Origin of the sequence: Streptomyces sp. NPDC005281, assembly GCF_040607495.1 — a bacterium.
Lineage (GTDB): Bacteria > Actinomycetota > Actinomycetes > Streptomycetales > Streptomycetaceae > Streptomyces.
This window is the reverse complement of record NZ_JBEXGX010000005.1, coordinates 319543-339598: the sequence shown is the minus strand read 5'-3', so window position 1 is coordinate 339598 and position 20056 is coordinate 319543. Positions and strand designations below refer to the sequence as shown.

Sequence of the window (20056 nt, the reverse complement as noted above, 5' to 3'; positions counted from 1 at the left end):
TCTGCTGCTCTACTGCTGTGCTGTTCGAGCGCTGTGGGTTTGCGGTTTTGTGGGAGAACCCGGGGAGGCTCAGCCGCCGTAGTCGCTGCGACGGTCCTCGGTACGGCTGCGCCATCGCGCGGCCCAGCGGTCCGGCGTGACGTCGGGCCGGGGCCCGGGATCGAGCGGAGTCGCGGGTCGCGGGAAGGGCGCGGCCTCAGGCACCGGCTCGGGAGCCATGTTCGGACCGTCGTTCGGCTCGGCGTCCACCACAGCATCCGGATCCGGCAGGGGATCCGGCGCCTCGACCGGTGTGGCCTGCCGCTCCAGGACTTCCGCGAGGAACGCCTCCGGCAGCGGCGGGTACGCCTGCGCCTCCGTCGGTACGCCGAAGTCGAGCAGCCGTCCCATCGCCTCCTCCAGCACGCTCTGTGCTGTCGGCCGGTCCTCGGCGTCGAAGGCCAGGGTGTGGGTGACCAGGTCGAGCAGCGCGGGCGGGAGGCCGGACAGATCGGGCTGGGTATCCAGTGTCCGCTGCGCCGGTATCTGTGCGTAGAAGGGGACGTGGCCGGTCGCCGCGTGCACCAGCGTCGCGCCGAGACTGTAGACGTCCGCCGCCTCGCTGGCCCTGCGGGAGTCCGCCGCTTGTTCCGGTGCCATGTACGAGAGCGTGCCGAGCGCCGCGCTGGCCGTGGTCAGCCCGGTGCCCCCGCTGACGTGGGAAATGCCGAAATCTATGACCCGGACGCCGTCCGCCGCGACCAGGACGTTGCCCGGCTTGAGGTCCCGGTGCAGTAAACGCACCGAGTGGACGTGCATCAGGGCGTCCGCGAGGCCCGCTGCCAGCCACCACGCACCCAGCTCGCTGACCGGGCCGTGCTGCTCCAGCAGCTCCAGTAGCGAGGGTGCGTTGATGTACTGAGTCGCGATCCACGGGGTTGCGGCCTGAGGGTCGGCGTCAACCAGAGCGGCGGTGTGGAAACCGCCGACACGGCGGATCGCCTCCAGCTCCAGGGCGAAGCGCTTGCGGAAGTACTCGTCCACCGCGAGCTGTGGTCTGACGACCTTGACTGCGACCGGGCGGGTCGAACGGTAACCCAGGTACACGACACCCATCGCGCCCTGCCCCAGTCGGCCGACCAGTCGGAAGTTCCCGACCGTCGTCGGGTCGCCCGCTCTGAGCGGCTGCAGCACCTTTGCCCCCGTGATGTCCTGACCTGGCTGGACGAGAGCGAGGTTATCAGTGGGTCGGCTCACTGTTCCTGCGCCTTCTGGGACTCGCTCTTCCCCGAAAGGGCACTGGTGGCCGATGGCGGCAGCAGGGCGCCTTTGGTGAGCCCGTCGTACGCGAGCGCGCTCGCCCGGACGCCGATGGCGCCGGCTTCGCGCAGCAGCTCCTCGAAGGCGGCCAGGCGCCGGAAGGCCTCGCCGTACTCCCGCTGGAGCCCGATGTCCATCTGCGGAAGCTGCGCACCCGAGGCGCTCAGCCGGAAGGTGCCGCTGGCGGTGGTGCTGCGGCGGGTGTTGGCGGCGCTGCGCAGGAAACCGCGCAGGCAGTCGGTGTCGAGCTGGTTGGTACGGGAGGTCGGCACGGTGCCGTCGAGGTCGACCAGACCGCCCCGCACGAGATCGCCGAGTCCCATCGGTGCGGCCTCGATCAGGCCGGGGCCAGCGGGGAGCACGGGGAGCAGCTCGAGCAGGTCCCGAGCAAGGCTCTGGATGCGGTCGCGCAGGGCGGCGTACTCGACTGGGTAGTCGCTGTGATGCGGGGTGACGTAGCGGCTGGGGCTCAGGTCCACATCGTCGTCCAGCAGGTCGATGGACGGGATGTCGGTGATCTGTTCCGACGTCGGTGCGCCGTCCTTCGTGCCGATGCCGTCCGTGTCGGCAGTGCTGAGGTCGATCATGCGGACGTGCGTCGGGCCGGGGGCGCCTGGGACCGGTCGCTGCAAGATCCACAGGTGTACGGGCAGCGAGTGGCTGGACATCAGACCGGGCGGCAGCGCAACCACAGAGGTCAGCAGCCCCCGGCGGACGACTTCGGCCCGGATACGGCGACCGGCCTTGCGGTAGGCGACGGACGCGGGTAGTACAAGCAGCGACCGGCCGCCGGGGGCGGTGTGGGCGTAACAGTGCTGGACCCAGGCGAGTTCGCTTTCCGAGCGCGGGGGCACGCCCAGTTCCCAGCGGGGGTCGAGCAACAACTCGTCGCGCCCCCAGTCCGCCACGGCCACCGGGGGCTCGCAGACGACCAGATCGGCACGGAGGTCCGGAAAGGCGTCTTTGCGTAGAGAGTCTCCACAGGCCACGGTGATGGCCCTGCCGTCGAGTCGGGCACGGAACTCCGCAATGGCGGCGGTCGCCGGATTGAGCTCCTGGCCGTATCGGTGGGCGCCCGGGACGGCAGTGAGCAGCAGCGTCCCGATGCCGCACGCCGGGTCGTACACCGTGCTGACGGTGCCGTTCGCTACCTCGTCTGCTTTGCCGACCGACTCGGCGAACGCCGCGACGATCCGTTCCAGTGCGAGGGTCGTCATCGGCTCACCGCCGCTGCGGCTGGTGGAGGTGATGCAGCGCTCGACCAGGTCGGCGTAGAGGGCCCGTGCGCCACGCTCTGCGGACAACGCGGTGACGGCAGCCGCGGCGGGCTCGGCCAGCGGCTGTTCGGCGACGGTCTCGAGCAATTGCGCGCCGACCGCGCCGAGTGCGGTGAGCAGGTCGTCGCCGTACTGAGCGCGCAGTTCGTGCCACAGGTCGACCTCATCCGAGGTCTCGCGGCCCTTGCCCTGCCGGTCCAGCCAGTGCTGGACCTCCGCGAGCGCGAAGAGGGGGCTGGTCGCCGTGCCGGCGGTGGGATGCGGGAAGTCCGGATGACGGCGACGCCAGTTGGAGACGGCGGCACGGGTCACCCCGGCGAGACGGGCGATCTCGGCAGCCGTGACGACCGCCGCGGGGGCGGATTCGTCGGCGGCCATGTCGAAACCGTACACACAGGAGGGGAGGAGGGGCAAGGGGTGTGTGTTGACAACGCTAACAGTGCGGGGGGTCGAAGAAGATCGTCTCGGCACACGGTGCGGTCACGCGCACGAATCGCTATGAGGTGCGCCAGCGGCCCGCTCCGCAATCCCTGGGACGCTTTACACAGGAAGCCCGGTCAGGCCTCGTTGCCGTTGCCGTTGCCGTTGCCGTTGCCGTTGCCGTGGCACGCGGCGAAGCCGGCCACGCGCCGGTAACCGGGGGTCAGAAGGCTCGCAGCCTCTCGATGTGGCGTCTCTGCTGTTGGTCGTCCTGTTTGACGTGCACACTGACAAGCACCTTTTGGCCATCCGGCTTGTAGTAGATGCGGCCAAGTCGCTCGCTTCCCGCGATGCCCGTTGCCGATTTCGTCACCTCAAACCAGCCACGCATTCCCTCAAGGTCCTTCCCTGCGAAATGCCCAGAGTCGATCTCAGCAAGTGCTCTCATCGTGGACGTCGGCGAGTCAAGGTTGGCGATCACATCGACTGCATCGAGAACGAACTCGAGGCGGCTGAACACCTGAGGCAGGAACTCAATGACACCCCCGCGCCGTGGCCGTTGTGCGGTCGCGACGCGAAGTCGCTCAGTCTCCAGCGCCTCAAGTTCCGACACTCTCCCAAGGAGTGTGTCTACCTGCGCCGCCAAGTCGTCAGCGCGTGCCCCGCTTTCTGCGGCCTCCGAGTCGGCCGCTCGCACACGCTCCAGCAGCAAGGAGTTCTCGGCAAGAGCGAGTTCTCGAAGTTCCTCGGCGTCAGCGAGGCTCTTCACCAGTTCCGCCGTGTCAGCCATACCTCCCAGGCCGTGTCGGAGCACAGCGAGTTGCTCTTGCAGATCTGAATGATGGCGCTCTGCGAGGGCAATGGATTCTCGGTATCGATGCTCGCTCGCTTCGGCGCTCGCAAGATCGTGACGGAGCTGCGCGAGCTCACGTTCAGCCGCCTCGCCCTTGCGTGTCGCGACGTACAGATGGTTGAGCAGTTCCTCGATCCGAGCCTCGGCATCAGCGAGTCGAGCGGTAGTCGGATCCGTGACTGGCACCGCCGACGCGAGAGACGACGGAGGTGCGATGACAGTCCTGACGAGCGCAAGCGCTTCGGTCTGGCTGCCCTTGAAGCGAAGGCGCGCGAACCAGTCGTAGAAATTGCCGTCATCTGCTTGACGATGGCTGACGTCCCAGCGCTGGACGCTGAGATCTGCGTCCTCAAGCGCTGACACCAAGCTGCTGGCAACACGCTCCGATGCGTTGAAGACGACGTAATGCCCGGACTGGTTGGTTTCGAGGTGCCACTCGACGTCGAAACCGCTGGCCTTTTCCAGCGGTTCACCGGCCATGGGAGCGTACGGAACCTCTGCTCCGATGAGCAGGAAACGATCGCAGTCCGCGAGTTCCCAGCTCGATCCGTCCAGGTTGATGAGATCGCCCTGCCGGAGCGGGTACACGGAGCCCGCATACGCGACACCCGCATATCCATCGGGAGTCAGACGAATCGGACGGCGGACTCCGGACTCGACTTCCGTTCCGTGGTCAAGCACTCGCACGAGTACCTTGGCGCTCGCCATGTCACGCCGATCCGCATCGACACTCCGGGTGCCCCCACTGGCGCTTGCAGACGGCACACGGCTTGTAGTAGAGGTGTTCCTGCAGCTGGGCTTCTGTGGCTCCGCCGTGCACGTGTCGGGCGAAGGCCCCTGAATTGTGCCGATACAGTACGTCGCCGGGAATAGTCGCCTGGTCCTTGTCCCTCGCCACATTCGCACGGACGACCAGTCCCGCCTGTGGCACGATCATGGACTCCTCAGGTGCTTTTGGTTCCGCGGCAGTGCCTCCGGGCATGGCCAAAGCTGGGAGGCCAAGACCGAACTCCAGGTCGTAGTAGGATGCCGCGACTCGATCGCGCTTCTGGCTTGATGACGCCTCGACCCACAACACCAAGTCATCGTCGAGAACGACCTTCAGTTCGAGGCGCTCGTGCAGTGGCGGCGCGGTCTCGTCGACGCCGAGTGTGATCATTCCCAGAGACGTTCGCCGCTCACTCGCCTGCGGATGTGATGACAACGCGGTCGGAGTAGCGATCGGAAACTTCGCCTTCCCGTCCGTCGGATCCGCGCAGTACAGGTGGAGGGTTTCGTGCTTGGCCTCTCCACCGAGAGGCATTTCAGTGCCCGCAGCAAGGAGCGGCATCAACGACCCACGGGCGAGCTCGAGTTCGATGGGTTTTGCCAGTCGGAGCCTCTGCCTGTCATGCGCAATCCACGCAGCTCCTTGTGAGATCAACGTGGCACTGTTCGTCGGCACCTCAACTCGGTCCGGGCCAAACAACTCGTGCAGCCGGCTCCGAATCGCGGGCATGGCCGCCATACCGCCGACCACTACGACTAGCGAGACCTGGCCGGGCGCCATCGACAAGCTGTCGAGCAGCGACTCGATCTCATCAATACCTGCCGTCACGAGCGGCCGCGTGATCTCCTCCAGCTCCTGACGCGTGAGCTGGTACTGCAACGTGGCACCTGATTGGAAGTAACTTGGCCGGTAGAACGTCACGTCAGCGCGGTCAGCCGAGAGCTCGATCTTGTTGCGTTCTGCGTCCTGGAGGAGCCGGAGTTCAGCCTCAGGGATCGCAAGGTCGTCGTCAGCGGCAATTCCGCGAGCCCGAACGCGCTTCACGATCTCGTCGCGAATCACCTTGTCGAACTCGTCACCGCCGACCTGGGCCGAGCCACCGTTACGAAGTTGTCGAACCTGGTCTTCGTCGACTCGGCAGAGAGTCAGGTCCAGCGTTCCGCCGCCCCAGTCGACAACCAGGACGTTTCGTCGTGCAAGCCGCCGCGCCATTTCTTCTGGGTCGTTTGCTCCCCGGATGAACCCATACAGGGCGGCGAGCGGCTCGTGGACGAACTGGGCTACACCCATCCCGGCGCCGGCGAACGCCTCTCGCAGCGCCGCACGTCGGTGCCCATCCATGGTCACGGGGATCGTGACCACAGCGTTGTCGAGGTCACCGAGCACGCTCCGCTGGGGACTACGCAGGGACTCCGATCGGACGTGCCGCACGACGTCCGCAACGATGTCCACCGGGCTCCGGTCGACGCCTCCGACGGCGACTACCTCTTCGCCGAGGAGGAACTTCGGCGATTTCACCGTGTTGCCGTGTACCCCGATGCCCGCGGCACCCAACGCGTCCTTGGCGTCACGGCCGACGACTACCTGCTCGCCTTCGTACCGGACGATCGAGGGATGCGGCCGGCCGGTCTCGACGTCCATCACGTCGATCACGCGGTCACCAACCACCACCGAAACCAGGCTGTTGGTCGTTCCGAAGTCAAACCCGGCGATCACGCGGAGCCTCCAGACGCGCCCTTCAGCTGCTCGACCTCACGCGTGAGGGCAAGCAGGGAACGGTCGAGGAACTCCTCCGCGACGTTGGGCGCACCGTTCCGGAGTGCGTGCAGACCATCGGTGAGAAGATCGATCTCACCCCCGAGACGCCGGATGATACGCGTTCGCAGCGTTTCGTAGTCGTCCGTCATATGGCTCTTGTCGACCACTCTGTTGTCGCGCTCAGCCTCGAGCTCCCTCTGCAGTCGCACCACATCGGCAGAAAACGCGTCGGCGCGAGCCATCGCAGATTGCCCACGCTCCTCGACGGTCGAAAGCTCATCGCGGAGCCGAGTCTCGCGATTGCGAGCAGCGCCAGCCTCGCGCTCGAGTTGTGTGACCTGCCGCTCCAAGCGGGTGATCCGGGCCAGGTAGTTCTCGCCGACGATCCCGAGCACGTCGAGATCGCTGCTTGCCCCGACCTGGCTGGCGGCTCGCTCCAGCCCTGCTGCCTTTGGGGCCTCGTGCTTCCAGACAGAGTCGTACGACGCATCGATGAACTGATCCATGGTCCACTCACGTTGGAGTGCGCGGAGGAGTCCATAGCACGCGATCGCGTTTTTGACGAGGCGCTCACGTTCTGCGGCCTTGAACTGCTTGGGGGGCAGTCCAAGCTCGTCGGCGCTGATCTGCCGAGCCCGGTCACGCAGGTGTTCGGTCGTGAGCTGCGGATCCTTGCGGGGATCGAGCAACTGGTTCCCCCAGGCCCGGAACACGGGACTGTGGCCCAGTGCGGCTACCGCGAGGTCAACGAGCCGGCTCAACGCCCGCGGGAGGTCACCATCCTCGGCGCGCTTGAGCGGAACCCCTTGGCACGCCACATACTGAAGCAGCTTGAACGGGGTCGACAACGTTGGGTCTGTCGGCGCGAGAGACCCAACCAGCGTGCTCTGTGACGCGATGCCCTCGTTGGTAATCGCCAGCTTCTTGAGGTCCTCCTTCGGGAACTCAAGCAGTCGAGCTCTCGATTTGTAGGCGAACCTCAGCAACTCCTCGATCGAGGTAGTGATCGGCTTTGGTTTCGTCTTGGGCTTGGCCCGATGCTGCCCCTCCTCCGCAACGGATGCCGCCAGTGCATTGTCAGTAGGCGCGGCCGAGGCGGTGCCATCGCCGGTAGCGGTAGGCGACACGGGGTCGCTCGGCCCCGACTCCGCGCTGGGCTCTGGGATGGTCTCGTTGCTCAACGTCCTACCTCTTGCAATCGGGTCCGAAATCCTGCGTACCAGGCGCCGGTCTCACTAGAGTGCCTGAGCGCCTCGCCGTGTCGCGACGCACCATCGATGTCTGCCGCAGCGAGCAGCGCCTCAGCCGCGATGAGGCGGACCTTGAATTGGTCCTGGGGCCGGAGCGCGCCCAGCGAGGGCAGCAGCTGGGTAACCACCGGTGACTGGGTTCCGTCCAAAGCCGTTGCACCGACGTCCAGGAGGTCCTCGGTAATGGAGTCACTCAAGGCCTGATCGAAGCTTCCGTGCGACCGGTCGGCCAGGCTTGCCGTGACGAATGAGCCGCCTGTGAGGATGGATCGGAACCGCGCCGCGACATCGGAGACGCGGTGGCTGTTGGTCTTGCGCACCGCAAGTGCGAACTGGTTGTAGTGCAACGCGACCAAACCGCAGATCGCCTCCGCTGCGGGCCGGTCGAAGGTTGACAGCAGAGAGACAGCGCTGTTGTACCGCTGCTCGTAGAGCGGCGCACCCGACGCATCTACCCGGCCCGAGTCCTCGACCGCCTCACGCGCAAGCACGCCATACAGGTATGTCGCCAGACCTTCGCGGTAACGGCGGGCCGTCACTCCGAGGCCGGCACGCATGATGAAGGTGTCGATTGCGTTGCGACTCAACTCGCGACTGGAGATGAGCTTCTCCAAGGCCTGGTCGACGAGGCAGAGGTCGTCTTCTTCTGCAAGGCAGAAATCGAACTCAAAGGTCCGGTCCAGTGGGCCATTGGAAACAGCCACTGTCTGGACGCCAACCTTCACCGATGCGAGGAAGCTGGCGGCCTCAGACGGTGAGGTTTCGCGGCCGTTGATGGCGATGGATTCGACATCCGAGGACACCCAATCGACGGAGGCACTGGGGCTCGTGACCATCAAGCGCGTGCGCCCGCACTCTCGTCCCCTGAACAGGAGGATCGGCCGCCTAGTCGAATGACCGTCGAAGCGGTGCGCTCGGCGGGCGCGCTCGGACGAGAAGACGATTCCACACTCAGTGCAGGGAAACTCGGGGGGCTTTGGCGGGGCTGGCAGTCCGACCGATTCAATTCCGGTCGGCTCATGGAACTCCATGTAGCCGGTATGCCAGAACCCCACGAACCCCACCCGTCGCTTCCTGATCTGCGTCTCCTACGCCTTCGGAAGGCTAGTCGGAGCGCAGGGACTTTGCGAGGTCGCGGGTTGAGTGAGATCGACCCGTGATGTGGTGTCATGTCAGGTTCGTGTGGGCCCAGATGCCGAGGCACGCACGGCTTCGGTGATCATGTCTGAAGCTGTCAAGTCAGTTGAGATATTTTAAGTCTATAGGTTCTGTTTCTAGGGTTCTGACTCGGGTCGGGGTTCGTTGATCCACACGGCCATGGGCAGTTTCTGGGGGCGCGGGCGGCGGCCGAAGTGTTCGGGATGCGCCGCGCACGCCTGGGCGAGGGTGAGCGCTCGCTGCTGGCGGACGAGGTCGGCGGTGCTGTGGTGCACGCTGGCCGGGGTGTGCAGGTCGATCGCCGAATGACTGTGTTCGTGGTTGTAGTAGGGCCGTCAGGGGTGGGAGTGCTCCGAATAGCCCCGGGTTACGCCGATCCCACGGCCTTGCTTACGGCATAGCTGACGTGATCACGGACCGCGTCGGCGGAAACCGTTCGGCACGGCCACATCTCCAAGCAGGGTTCGGACTGGCTGCGGTGGATCTTGTGTGAGGCCACCCAGACCGCGAAGCGGCCTCCCGAGTTCGCGGCCTCCTACCAGCGCGATCGCCCGCCGCCTGCTGGCCCGCGCCTCCCATCTGCTGCACGCCGTCCAGGCCCAACACGACCGGCAGGGGACTTGATGACACCAGCCGACAACAACCTGCGTATTCGGGTCTGAGCCAGCCGGCTGGCGCGATGTCCGGAGTGTGCGTCGGTCGAGGATCTCGGCCGTCCGTCCGGGAACAGTGATCAGGCCCCGTTTCGACTCTCACGCTTCCAGGGCGGGTGCTCCGAGTTGATCGAGCATTGACTGGGCTTCGACCTGGATCGCGCTGATTTCGCGGTCTAGGTCGGTACGGAAGGCCCTCGCGTCGCGAACTGACCGGTTCACCTCGTCGATCGCGCGAAGCGCATTGCCGAACTCGCCGTCGAGTTCAAGGCGCACCTGGATAAGCATCTTCCTCGAGATGTCATCGCACTGCGCAAGGACGCGGCCGGCCAGGGCGTTGCGGCGACGGATCTTTTCCTTCGCAGCCCGCACCTCCTGACGCTCCTCTTTGACGACCGCATACGCCTCAAGGGCAACAGGGAGTACAGCACCGCCGACCTTGGCAACCTTTCCGATGTTGTTCGCCCAGCGCACGGCCTGGTACGGCTTGAACTTCATGTCGACGAACTTTCCAGCCTCGTAGACGATCTTGTGTCCCGCGCTGCCTGCCGACTTCTTGATGCCGTCGCCTGCGCCCCAGACTTTCTGGAAGGCCTTCAGATGCTCGATCGACTTCGGACCCCAGGCTGGGACACGGGGTTGCTTTCGACCTGACTGGCGGACCAGGCCTGGGTCTACCGGGATGTTCTGCGTCTCGATGTCCCCTTGGACGTCAAGGGCGAGCAACTGGCGGGCGTACGGCGACGCCTCGATCTCCCGTACCTCGGAGGTCAAGTCGGCAAACTGAGAGACCAGGACGGCGCGTACCCCGTCCACGAACCTCTGGTTCGCCGAGCTCAGCTCGTCGTTCAGAGTCACGGAGGCGGCGTCGACCCTAGACCAGTCGCGGTTCGGTGACTCCTCGATCGACTCCACCGTGTCGGCGAGGTGCTCGGCTGCCTGGATACACGCTGTGTGGAACTCGGATTCCTGCCGTTCGAGGGCCGAGTCCAAGAGCCCGCGGCGCGTTGTGAGCGCGCTGCGCTGGCGTGCGAGGACAGTCAGGATGGCTTCCTCGTCGGGGTCGTCCGTGAGCGCGGCGAGTGCCTCGCCCGCGACGAGGGCGACCTGCTGGAGCGCCACACGGAAGCGGACCAAGTCCCCGCGGGCCCGCGCGATCCGGTTGATCGCGTCCCTGACCTCGTCCATCCTGGACGCCGCGATGCGGCGAGCGGCCCGCGGCGGGTCCACCTCTAGCCCATCCAGGTAGGTCTTGGCGTCGCACTCGACCCACGGCACCTGGTCGGCGAAGCTGCCGAGAGCTTCACGGACCTCGGCCTCCCGCACTCCTTCGGCCGCGTGAAGGCTGCGGCACTTGGTGAGCACCACAAGCAACTGCGGCGCCTTTCGCAGATCCTCGGTGACGTGCCGCAGGTGTTCGACCAAGCGGTCGTCGAACAAGTCAACGGTGACGGTGAACAGCACAAGATCTGCGGAGCGCAGGGCCTCCTCCGCGCGTTGGTCGTGCTCCGCCCGGCCGGCCTGCACGCCCGGGGTGTCGACTAGGTCGACCATGCCGTCCCAGTTGAAGACCTCGACCCTGTCCGTCGTGACCGCCGAGCCCTTCGGAACCTGATACTTGCCGTCCGTGAGTGCCTCGATCAAGGTCGACTTGCCGCTGCTGTACTGCCCGGTGAGGACCATCTGGGGACGATGGTGTTCGTCCACTGCCAGCATCCGCTGGAGTCGTGATGCCTCATAGGGTCGGAGCTTCCGGATCAGCCCGATGAGCCGCTCCGAGAGGTCGCGCGCCACCGCGGGGGCGGAGTGGTATAGAAGGTCATTCATGCTGGCACGCTCCTCGGTGCGTTTGGTTGGACGATCTTCACCGGGGTGCCCAGGTGGTCAGACAGGGTCGCGGACCATGCCTCCAATACCTGGTTCGGCGCTGGAGCATCGGTGGTGACGATAGTGCCGTCGGGGCGACAGCGAATGAAGGCCGGTACCCCTTCGGTCAGGCCGAGGACGTATGACATCGCGGACGCGCCCGGCAGGTCAGGTGACGGTGTGCGCCCGAAGGCCAGGAATTCGGGCGAGGACGGCGGGAAGAGCCATGCCTCTGCTAGGGCCTCATCAGGCACCTCGACCAAGATGCAGACTCCGGGAAGCCGGGTCACCTTCCCAACGGACGCAGCTAGGCGAGGTCGGCCGTCTACGCGCAGCAGGCAGCGGACCGTCTCGTGGTCGAGGGTGGAGACTGCGGAGTCAACCACCTGCTGCTGACAAGCAAGAAGGTCGGCCACGACCAACGCGGCGGCCTCGGCCTTTGCGCGTCGCACATGGGAAGTGGTGAGTGTCTCCAGAACCCCCGCGATAGTCCCAGAGACCTCGGCCAGCACCTGGGCCTCCAGCTCATTGAGGACCTTGCTGATCTCGGTCCGCAGCAGATCGCGGTTCGCCTCCAAGATTTCCGCTCTGCTCGTGAAAAGTGACTGGATCTTCTTGCGCACCGGAGTGACGAGTAGCGGACCGAGGCCCATGACGACGGCGCCGACGGCCCTGCCGGTTGGGCTTGCCAAAGAACGCACGTACGCGCCAAGCGCCATGGAAGCGAGCGCTCCGCCTGCCCCAACCGCAACTCCGGCTGCTTCTCGCTTCCACAGCCCCCTGAAGTCACGCATTTCGGTGACCTTCAGGTGTGGGCGGACAGCCGTCGTCCATTCGTGCTCAACGGCGACAGCCGCTTCCTCGATCGCTCGCGCGAGGTTGCTGAGCCGTGCTTCCAGCGCCTCGTCGAGTTGGGCTACCAGAGCGGCCTGTTCCGTGTCCCATTGCTCGACGACCTGCGGGCCGAAGTCAGTGACGTTCTGGGGCCACCCCTGCCGTCGGCCGACGAGGCGAACAACGTCGTCTTCCATTCTCTGCATGCAGGCATCGACCACGCGTATGGCCCGTCGTTTCTGGTCTTCGCGCATCTTCCGGCCGACATCGACGATCTCTCGGGTCTCCCGCTCCACAGCGGCGAGAGCTCCGCTCAACGCCTGTGCCTGCGAGCGAACCTCGTCGGCCTCGCGCAGTACCCGCCGGGCGGTGCGGCGCTTGCGGCTTTCCTGTTCCAGGACGGCGAGCAGGGCGCTAAGGCGGCTCGCTTCCCAAAGGTCGGCACCGTAGTCGCCGTCCGCCCGCGCCTGGCGGGCGGCCTCGGCGTGGAGCATCACCTCGGCGACGGGGCGTACGGCGGCAGCGGATAGATGGGAACGGATCATCTTGAAGTGACCCTCGTGCTCGGCGAAGACTGAATCCGGGTCCTCCAGGAATTCCTCGCGGTCCAGATCGTCCACGAGTGGTTCGCGGCAGTTCAATGCCACAACGACAGGCTTACCGCGCAACGCCACCGCACGTAGCTCCTGTGCAGTCTCCTCCTGGAAAGAATCGTTGCTCGCAACCCACAGCACGAGGTCGGCACCGGGAACCTCAGCCATCGCTTGGGCGACGTCATCCGCACCGTCCCTGGCACCCACTCCGGGAGTGTCGACGATCTCAACGTCGTGCAGGTCCACCGCAGGGGCCGCAAAGACGTCGCGCGAGTACCGCGGTCGGCCGTCCCCAATCCGCTCCGCGGATCCGCCGGTGAGCGCCGCAAGGAGGGTACTTTTGCCGGCCATCGTCCGCCCCATCAGGACGACCCTCATCGGCGCGCCGGCTGGCGGTGCGTCGGTGACCTCCACTGATGTAAGGGAGTCGACAAACTGCCTAGTCGTCCTCTCTGTGGAGGCCCTGTCCCGAGACAGCTGGTGAACCTCTGCCAGGGTCGCTCGGCAGGCAGCGACTGCCTTCGCATGCGCGGGCGAGGGGTTGTCGCACGGCGGTTCGGGACCACGCAACTGGTCTCGAGCGGCAGGACTCCAGTCGTGCCTGTTTTTGCTCGCCAATCGCCCTCCTTGAAGCGCACCGGTCCCCTCGCAGGGTGTCGTGCCAGCGTCATGTTAGGCCGTATGAAGTGCGGTACTTGTGGTGCCGGGCCTGCCCGGCCGGGTAGGTTCCCGGTTTCGCGGGTTGCGCCAAGGTCGGGCCGCTGCACGGTCGTTTCGCGAGCCTTGACACCGCCCGTTTGAACCGGGAGTGATCGGCAACTGCCGGGCGGGCCCGGCGAGAAGGCCGCGGGGGCCGGGAATGAATGACCGGGGCCTCGCACGCAGGTTGCCGCGGGTTGCCGCCACGGAGGACCGTGAGCGGTAGTGCTGCAATCGCGGGTACTGCGGTCAGGCTGGACGTTCACGCCCGATCGACCGTGGCCTGGGCCCTGGACGGCCTCACCGTCGAAGCCTTCGCCGAACACCTGGTCCCCGACACCGCGGCGGTGGTGGGCTGGCTGGAGCGGCTGCCGGGCCCGGTGGCCGTGGCGTATGAAGTCGGCTCGACGGGGGTCGGCCTGGCCCGGACCTTCTGGCGCGCAATCCGGCCGCCCATGTCGACCTCAAGAATCCAGGCTGGGTGGTCGAACTGCAGCGTGCTGGTAGATGGACACCTGTTGGGCGTGGGACTCGTTCGTGATGAGGATGTGGCCGAGGACCTCGCGTCGGATGCTGCCAAGCGCTCGCTCGCGGTTGGCGGACATCCGGTAGCTGGTGGAGCGCGTTTGAGGATCTTCATCTTTTCGACTTCGAGAACGGCGTCGAAGGGCGACCGTACTTGCCGTCGCGGTCGCGAAGCTCCCAGGTCAGGGTCAGCGCTGGCCGCGGGATCACCGCGACGCTCATCCATGCATGTGCATATTGTCGGGGAGCGATCTTGCATCCGGCGGGATGTTCGTGGGCGTTTAGGTGCGTTGTGCGTGGCCAGGGGATTTCGTGAACGACCCACATTGTCATTGTGTAGCGATACGCGAACGAGGACCCCGACCTGACGGTCGGGGTCCTCGTTCGTGTTTCCGTGGCTGAAGGACTCCCCGGGGCCAAGGCCGGCCGAGCGTCCCTGGCTTCGCGGGCGGCGGCCGGTGGTGTCTCGGCCGCCGCCCGGCGGAAGGGATTCAGGTTCACCTGCGTGAGTGGCGTGGCGTGGCGTCAGTTGGACGCGCTGCCCGAGACCCACTCGCTCCACGGCATGTTCCAGTCGCTGAGGCCGTTGTCCGGGGCCAGCGTGGCCTTGTCCCCGGAGTTCTTGACGATCACGACGTCACCGGTCATCGAGTTGTCGAAGAACCACGCGGCGGGCTGCTTGCCGTCGCCGGCGTTCCGGACGTCGTTCAGGCCCACGCAGCCGTGGCTGGTGTTGACCTTGCCGAAGACCGAGTCGGCACCCCAGTAGTTACCGTGGATGAACGTGCCCGAGGCGGTGAGGCGCATGGCGTGCGGTACGGCCTTGAGGTCGTACGAGGGCTTGCCGTTCTTCTCCGTGAGGCCGACGGTCGCACCGTTCATGTGGGTGTGCGTGAACTTCTCGGAGATGACCATCCGGCCGTTGTACGTCGGGTGCTCGGGGCTGCCGGACGAGATCGGGACGGTCTTGATCGTCTTGCCGTCCCGTACGACGGTCATCTGCTTCGTCTTGGCGTCGACGGTGCTGATCTGGCTCCGGCCGATCTTGAACGTGGCCGTCTTCTGGACGCCGTTGAGGCTGACCTTGACCGTGACGGTGGAGTCGGGCTTCCAGTAGTTCTCGGGGCGGAAGTCCAGGCGGCTGTCGTTGAGCCAGTGGCCGACGACCCGCTCGCCGCTGCTGGAGCTCACCTGGATCTTCGACTTCACGGCGGCCTTGTCGCCGATCGCGTTGTCGAAGTTGAAGCTCACCGGCATGCCCACACCGACGGTCGAGCCGTTCTCGGGGGAGAGGTGCCCGAGGAAGTCGTTGGCCGGGGAGACCGTGGAGATCGTGCTGTTACCGGTGACGGAGCGGCCCTTCGCGTCCGCGGCGTCCGCGGCGACCTCGTATCTGGTGGCTCGCTCCAGTGGGCCGTTCGGCTTCCAGGACGTGCCGTCCGCGGACAGCGTGCCCGGAACCTCGGTACCGGTCGCGACGGCGGTCATGGTCACCTTGGTGAGTGTGCCGTCGCTGACGGTGACTCTCACGGGTGCGTCGATCCCGACGCCGTGGACTCCCTGCCCGGTCGTGATCCTTATTCGGGCGTCGGAAGCGCCCTGGGCGGCGCCCGCCTGATTCGCCTGTGCCCGCGTTCCCGGGTGAGCCCCGGTGTCGTTGGTCGCAGCGTGGCTTGTACCGCCGAGCGCCGTGAGTGCGAGTGCGCCGGCCGTGGCGATCAGTCCGGTGCGTCGCTTGCGTACGGTGATCAAACGCTTCTCCCATGCCGCTGGTCGTCGAATCCCTGGGGCTGCTTACCAAAGGGGGCTATCAGCTCCAAAGAAGCATTTTTATCCATTCGTCCGTTTTTGGGGAGGGGTTTGTGGCGGGTCTCACGCGTTGCGAGTGCGACGCCGAGGCTCCGCTCGGCGGCCGGATGGCGCGTGATCGATCCGCTCTCGCCGACCGGAGCGGGCCGTACGACGTGGTGGCGCCGCGACGCCCGGGCGAGGGTCAGGGCCTGGCGGCCGCGATCCCCGTTTCGCCTCCCGTCCCCCTCGGCCCAGCGCCCGCACATGTTTCCGTGACGTCAAACGTGATGTTGAATTCGGAAACAATGTTGACATGAACACTTCCGTCAAGTGGTTGCCTGTTGTACCAAATGAGGGCCAGCTTTCCCGCTCAGGGAGGTCCTGTGAGACGCGTCAAATTGCGATCCACCCTTGTCGCCCTCGGTCTCGCGATGATGTTCGGCCTGGTGCTGACGGGTCCGGCGTACGCCGCCGGACCGGCCTATGTCGCGCTGGGAGACTCGTACTCTGCCGGCAACGGCGCAGGGAACTACGACAGTTCGAGCGGAGACTGCCACCGCAGCCTCAGTGCCTACCCCTACCTGTGGAAAAACGCCCACGCCCCGTCCTCGTTCGCCGACACTTCCTGCTCGGGTGCGGTCACCACGGATGTGACGAACGGTCAGCTCGCCCCTCTGAACTCCTCCACCGGCCTCGTCTCCCTCACCATCGGCGGCAATGACGCCGGCTTCTCGGACGTCATGACCACCTGCGTGACCGGCTCCGACACCGACTGCGTCAATCGCGTGAACACCGCCGAGAACTACGCCCGGAACACGCTCCCCGCCCGCCTTGACGCCACGTACGACGCCATCCGCGCCAAGGCGCCCAACGCCAAGGTGGTCGTTCTCGGCTACCCGCACGTGTATACCCTCAACGTCTTCTGCGTCGGCCTCAGCGCCACCAAGCACAGCAAGATCGACGAGGCTTCGGACGTCATCGACGGCGTCATCGCCGGCCGTGCCGCCGCCCACGGCTTCGTCTTCGGAGACGTCCGCACCACGTTCGGCGGCCATGAACTGTGCTCCAGCGACGGCTGGCTGCACTCCCTGGTGGTCTCGCCGAGCTGGGAGTCGTACCACCCCACCGCCACCGGCCACGCCAGTGGCTACTATCCCGTCCTCAACGCCAACAGCTGACCTCACCCGGGGGCGGGCCGACCCGGCTCGCCCCCTTACCTCCGTCGTCGAACGGCATCGTGCCGTCGTCGGGCCGGGGCGGTGGCGGCGTCGCCCGGGAACCCGGGATCACCACGTCCTGAGCCGCGCCCGCCGCACCCGTCACTGATACTGAGAAAATGGGCAAACTCGGGCGATACGTCCCGGCGAGCCAACGGGGCGACCGCGTGCCGCCGAAGGCCGGGCCGCCGGAAGCCGGCCCGGAGGCAGGTCATCAGTCGGCCGGCCGGCGCGCGCGGTCGTTGCTGACTCCGCACACCGTCGCCGGACAGGTCTTCCTGCTGCAACTGGCGGTCGTCCTGCTGCTCATCACCACAGCCGTGGTGGCGCTCGTGCTCCAGGACCGCAGCCGCGCGCTCCGGGAGGCCGGCGACCGGTCACTGGCCGTGGCCGAGACCTTCGCGAACGCCCCGGGCACCGCGGCGGCCATGAAGAGCAAGGACCCCACGGCGGCCCTCCAGCCGCATGCCGAGATCGTGCGCAAGAAGACCGGCGTCGACTACGTCGTGGCGCTGAGCCCGTACGGCTTCCGCTGGACCCACCCCGACCCCGACCAGATCGGGAAGCACGTCTCCACCTCCTACGGCGAGGCACTCGGAGGCCAGCCCCACCAGACCACGTTCGACAGCAGCCTGGGGAAGGCGGTCGACTCGACGGTGGCGGTCTTCGACGACAAGGGGAACGCCGTCGGCCTCGTCACCGTGGGCGTCACGGTGGACAAGGTGACCGGCGTGGTGCAGAGCCAGCTGCCGGTACTCTTCGCCACCGGCGGAGGCGCGCTGGTGCTGGCCGCGGCCGGGTCCGCGCTGGTCAGCGGGCGTCTGCGGCGCCAGACCCGGGGTCTGGGTCCGGTGGAGATGACCCGCATGTACGAGCACCACGACGCGGTGCTGCACGCGGTCCGCGAAGGCGTGATCATTCTGGACGGTGACGGACGGCTGCTGTTGGTCAACGACGAGGCCCGGCGGCTGCTGGCACTGCCGCCGGAGGCCGAGGGCACGCCGGTCACAGGACTCGGGCTGAGCCCGGACCTCGCCGCGCTGCTGGGATCGGGCCAGGAGGCCACGGACAAGGTGTTCCTGGCCGGGGACACCCTGCTCGCGGTGAACGTACGGCCGGTGGGACCGAGGGAGGGCAGCGTGGCCACCCTGCGGGACACCACGGAGCTGCGCGCCCTCGCGGGCCGGGCGGACGTGGCGGGCGGGCGCCTGCGGCTGATCTACGAGGCCAGCACACGGATCGGTACCACCCTCGACATGAAGCGCACCGCCGAGGAGCTGACCGAGGTGGCGGTCCCGCGCTTCGCCGACTTCGCCACCGTCGAGCTGGTGGAGCCCGTCCTGCAAGGCGGTGAACCGACGGGCGTCAGTATGGAACTGCGCCGCATCGCAGCCTCGGGCATCGAGGAGGACACGCCTCTTCGCCCTGTCGGGACGCTCATGCGCTACGTGTCGGGCAACCCGGTGGCCATCGCCCTGACCACCGGCCGGCCGGTCCTGGTGGCGAGCCTCGCCACGGCCGACGGATGGCGGGCCCAGAGTCCGGAGCGGGCCCAGGCGATCGTCGAATCCGGCATCCACTCCATGATCTCGGTGCCGCTCAGGGCCCGGGGCCAGTTGCTGGGGGTCGTGGAGTTCTGGCGTTCGGAGCAGGACCCCTTCGAGCCGGACGACCTGTCCCCCGCCGAGGAACTCGCCGCCCGGGCGGCCGTGTGCATCGACAACGCGCGCCGCTACACCCGCGAGCACACCACGGCCGTCACCCTCCAGCGCAGCCTGCTGCCCGGCACACTCCCCGAGCTGTCCGCGCTGGACGTCGGGCACCGGTACCTGCCCGCGCAGGCGGGGGTGGGCGGTGACTGGTACGACGTCATCCCGCTGCCGGGTGCCCGGGTGGCCCTGGTCGTCGGCGACGTCGTCGGACACGGTCTGCACGCCGCCGCGACGATGGGCCGTCTGAGGACCGCGGTGCACAACTTCGCCGCCCTGGACCTGCCCCCGGACGAGCTTCTCGCGCACCTGGACGACCTGATCGCCCGGATCGACCAGGACGCGGCTGCCAAGGGCGACACCGAGGCCATCACCGGTGCCACCTGCCTGTACGCGGTCTACGATCCGGTCTCCGGGCGCTGTGTTCTCGCCCGGGCCGGCCACCCCGGTCCTGCCCTGGTCTCACCCGGCGGCTTCGTGACCTTCCCCGACATCCCCGTCGCCCCGCCACTCGGCGTGGGAGGAGGTCTGCCGGTCGAGACGGCCGAACTCCGGCTGGCCGCCGACAGCCGGCTGGTCCTCTACACCGACGGCCTGGTCGAGGCCCGCGGCCGTGACATCGACGTCGGGCTCGGCATGCTGAAGGAGGCGCTCGCCGATACGGACGGCGCCACCCCGGACGACACGTGCAGGGCGGTGATCGACGCCATGCTGCGCACCCGGGCGACCGACGATGTCGCCCTGCTCGTCGCACGGACCCGGCTGCTCGACCCGGAGCAGGTCGCGGAGTGGGAGGTGCCCGACGACCCGGCGGCCGTCCCCCGGATCCGCGCCGAGGCCACCCGCAGGCTGGAATCCTGGGGGCTCGGCGAGTCCGCCTTCACGACCGAGCTGATCATCAGCGAACTGGTGACGAACGCCATCCGGTACGGGGGCAGCCCCATCAGTCTGCGGCTGGTGCACGACCGTGACAGCCTGATCTGCGAGGTCGCCGACGGCACCAGCACCTCCCCGCACCTGCGCCGAGCGACCCTCACCGACGAGGGAGGCCGCGGTCTGTTCCTCGTCGCGCAGATGTCCCGCCGCTGGGGGACCCGGTACACCGACCGAGGCAAGATCATCTGGGCTGAGCAGGCGCTCGACGCCGGAGCGGCCGGTGATCTGAGCGGTCTCCTGCTGGCGGACCTGTGAAGTGTGGTGCCGGAAACCGGAGTGTCGCTCGCCCTGGATCGCCGCTCGCCCCCGGAGTGTCGCCCGCCCCCGAGTGTCTCCCGCCCTGGACTGTCGCCGGCCCCGGACCGCCACTCGCCTTGGACCGCCACCCGCACCGGACTGCTGCCCGCACCGGACCGTCACTCGCCCCGGACCGCCACCCGCCTCGGGGC

The 20056-nt window shown here is 67.1% G+C and carries 12 protein-coding genes and 1 pseudogene; 3 read left to right on the top strand and 10 right to left on the bottom strand.

What is annotated here, in order from left to right:
- Positions 1-69 precede the first annotated feature (69 nt).
- The 7 genes from ABZV42_RS10500 to ABZV42_RS10470 form a co-directional block, all read right to left on the bottom strand.
- Complete coding sequence (locus tag ABZV42_RS10500) at positions 70-1173, bottom strand: protein kinase (protein WP_356051588.1); 1104 nt, start codon at positions 1171-1173, stop codon at positions 70-72.
- Positions 1174-1232: 59 nt separating this feature from the next.
- On the bottom strand, positions 1233-2954 hold the full coding sequence (locus tag ABZV42_RS10495; RefSeq protein ID WP_356051586.1) for an N-6 DNA methylase: 1722 nt from the start codon (positions 2952-2954) through the stop codon (positions 1233-1235).
- Positions 2955-3219: 265 nt separating this feature from the next.
- Positions 3220-4557 (bottom strand): hypothetical protein, encoded by a 1338-nt coding sequence (locus ABZV42_RS10490; RefSeq protein ID WP_356051584.1) that lies wholly within the window; start codon positions 4555-4557, stop codon positions 3220-3222.
- 1 nt (position 4558) lies between these two features.
- On the bottom strand, positions 4559-6334 hold the full coding sequence (locus ABZV42_RS10485; RefSeq protein ID WP_356051582.1) for an Hsp70 family protein: 1776 nt from the start codon (positions 6332-6334) through the stop codon (positions 4559-4561).
- Positions 6331-7557 carry a hypothetical protein gene (locus tag ABZV42_RS10480; protein ID WP_356051579.1) on the bottom strand — a complete coding sequence of 409 codons (1227 nt, stop codon included), beginning with the start codon at positions 7555-7557 and terminating at the stop codon, positions 6331-6333. Before ABZV42_RS10480 ends, ABZV42_RS10485 begins: the two co-directional genes overlap by 4 nt.
- Positions 7554-8429 carry a hypothetical protein gene (locus ABZV42_RS10475; RefSeq protein WP_356051577.1) on the bottom strand — a complete coding sequence of 292 codons (876 nt, stop codon included), beginning with the start codon at positions 8427-8429 and terminating at the stop codon, positions 7554-7556. The genes ABZV42_RS10480 and ABZV42_RS10475 overlap by 4 nt, the downstream gene beginning before the upstream one ends.
- A 471-nt stretch (positions 8430-8900) precedes the next feature.
- Entirely contained in the window at positions 8901-9059 is a 159-nt protein-coding gene (locus ABZV42_RS10470) for a hypothetical protein (protein WP_356051573.1), read from the bottom strand.
- A gap of 156 nt (positions 9060-9215) precedes the next feature.
- Between ABZV42_RS10470 and ABZV42_RS10465 the strand changes: the two are divergent.
- Positions 9216-9446, top strand: a pseudogene (locus ABZV42_RS10465) (hypothetical protein); the annotation flags it as partial.
- A gap of 90 nt (positions 9447-9536) precedes the next feature.
- Here the strand turns inward: ABZV42_RS10465 and ABZV42_RS10460 are convergent.
- The 3 genes from ABZV42_RS10460 to ABZV42_RS10450 all read right to left on the bottom strand — a co-directional run bounded on the left by ABZV42_RS10460 (position 9537) and on the right by ABZV42_RS10450 (position 15706).
- Entirely contained in the window at positions 9537-11264 is a 1728-nt protein-coding gene (locus ABZV42_RS10460) for a GTPase (protein WP_356051571.1), read from the bottom strand.
- Positions 11261-13144: a GTPase gene (locus ABZV42_RS10455; protein WP_356051568.1), complete on the bottom strand. Its 1884-nt coding sequence runs from the start codon at positions 13142-13144 to the stop codon at positions 11261-11263. Before ABZV42_RS10455 ends, ABZV42_RS10460 begins: the two co-directional genes overlap by 4 nt.
- A gap of 1335 nt (positions 13145-14479) precedes the next feature.
- Complete coding sequence (locus ABZV42_RS10450) at positions 14480-15706, bottom strand: Ig-like domain-containing protein (RefSeq protein ID WP_356051566.1); 1227 nt, start codon at positions 15704-15706, stop codon at positions 14480-14482.
- A 470-nt stretch (positions 15707-16176) separates the two neighbouring features.
- Here ABZV42_RS10450 and ABZV42_RS10445 point away from each other — a divergent pair, with 470 nt between their 5' ends.
- Together ABZV42_RS10445 and ABZV42_RS10440 are read left to right on the top strand one after the other, a co-directional pair.
- A complete protein-coding gene (locus tag ABZV42_RS10445; protein ID WP_356051629.1) occupies positions 16177-16923 on the top strand; it encodes an SGNH/GDSL hydrolase family protein in 747 nt (248 codons plus the stop codon).
- Positions 16924-17081: 158 nt separating this feature from the next.
- Positions 17082-19862 carry a SpoIIE family protein phosphatase gene (locus ABZV42_RS10440; RefSeq protein ID WP_355978512.1) on the top strand — a complete coding sequence of 927 codons (2781 nt, stop codon included), beginning with the start codon at positions 17082-17084 and terminating at the stop codon, positions 19860-19862.
- The last annotated feature ends 194 nt before the right edge of the window (positions 19863-20056 follow it).

Coding starts and splice junctions, on each gene's coding strand:
- ABZV42_RS10495 (WP_356051586.1), bottom strand. CDS start 2,954: ATGGCCGCCGACGAATCCGCCCCCGCGGCGGTCGTCACGGCTGCCGAG.
- ABZV42_RS10490 (WP_356051584.1), bottom strand. CDS start 4,557: ATGGCGAGCGCCAAGGTACTCGTGCGAGTGCTTGACCACGGAACGGAA.
- ABZV42_RS10460 (WP_356051571.1), bottom strand. CDS start 11,264: ATGAATGACCTTCTATACCACTCCGCCCCCGCGGTGGCGCGCGACCTC.
- ABZV42_RS10445 (WP_356051629.1), top strand. CDS start 16,177: ATGATGTTCGGCCTGGTGCTGACGGGTCCGGCGTACGCCGCCGGACCG.
- ABZV42_RS10440 (WP_355978512.1), top strand. CDS start 17,082: ATGGGCAAACTCGGGCGATACGTCCCGGCGAGCCAACGGGGCGACCGC.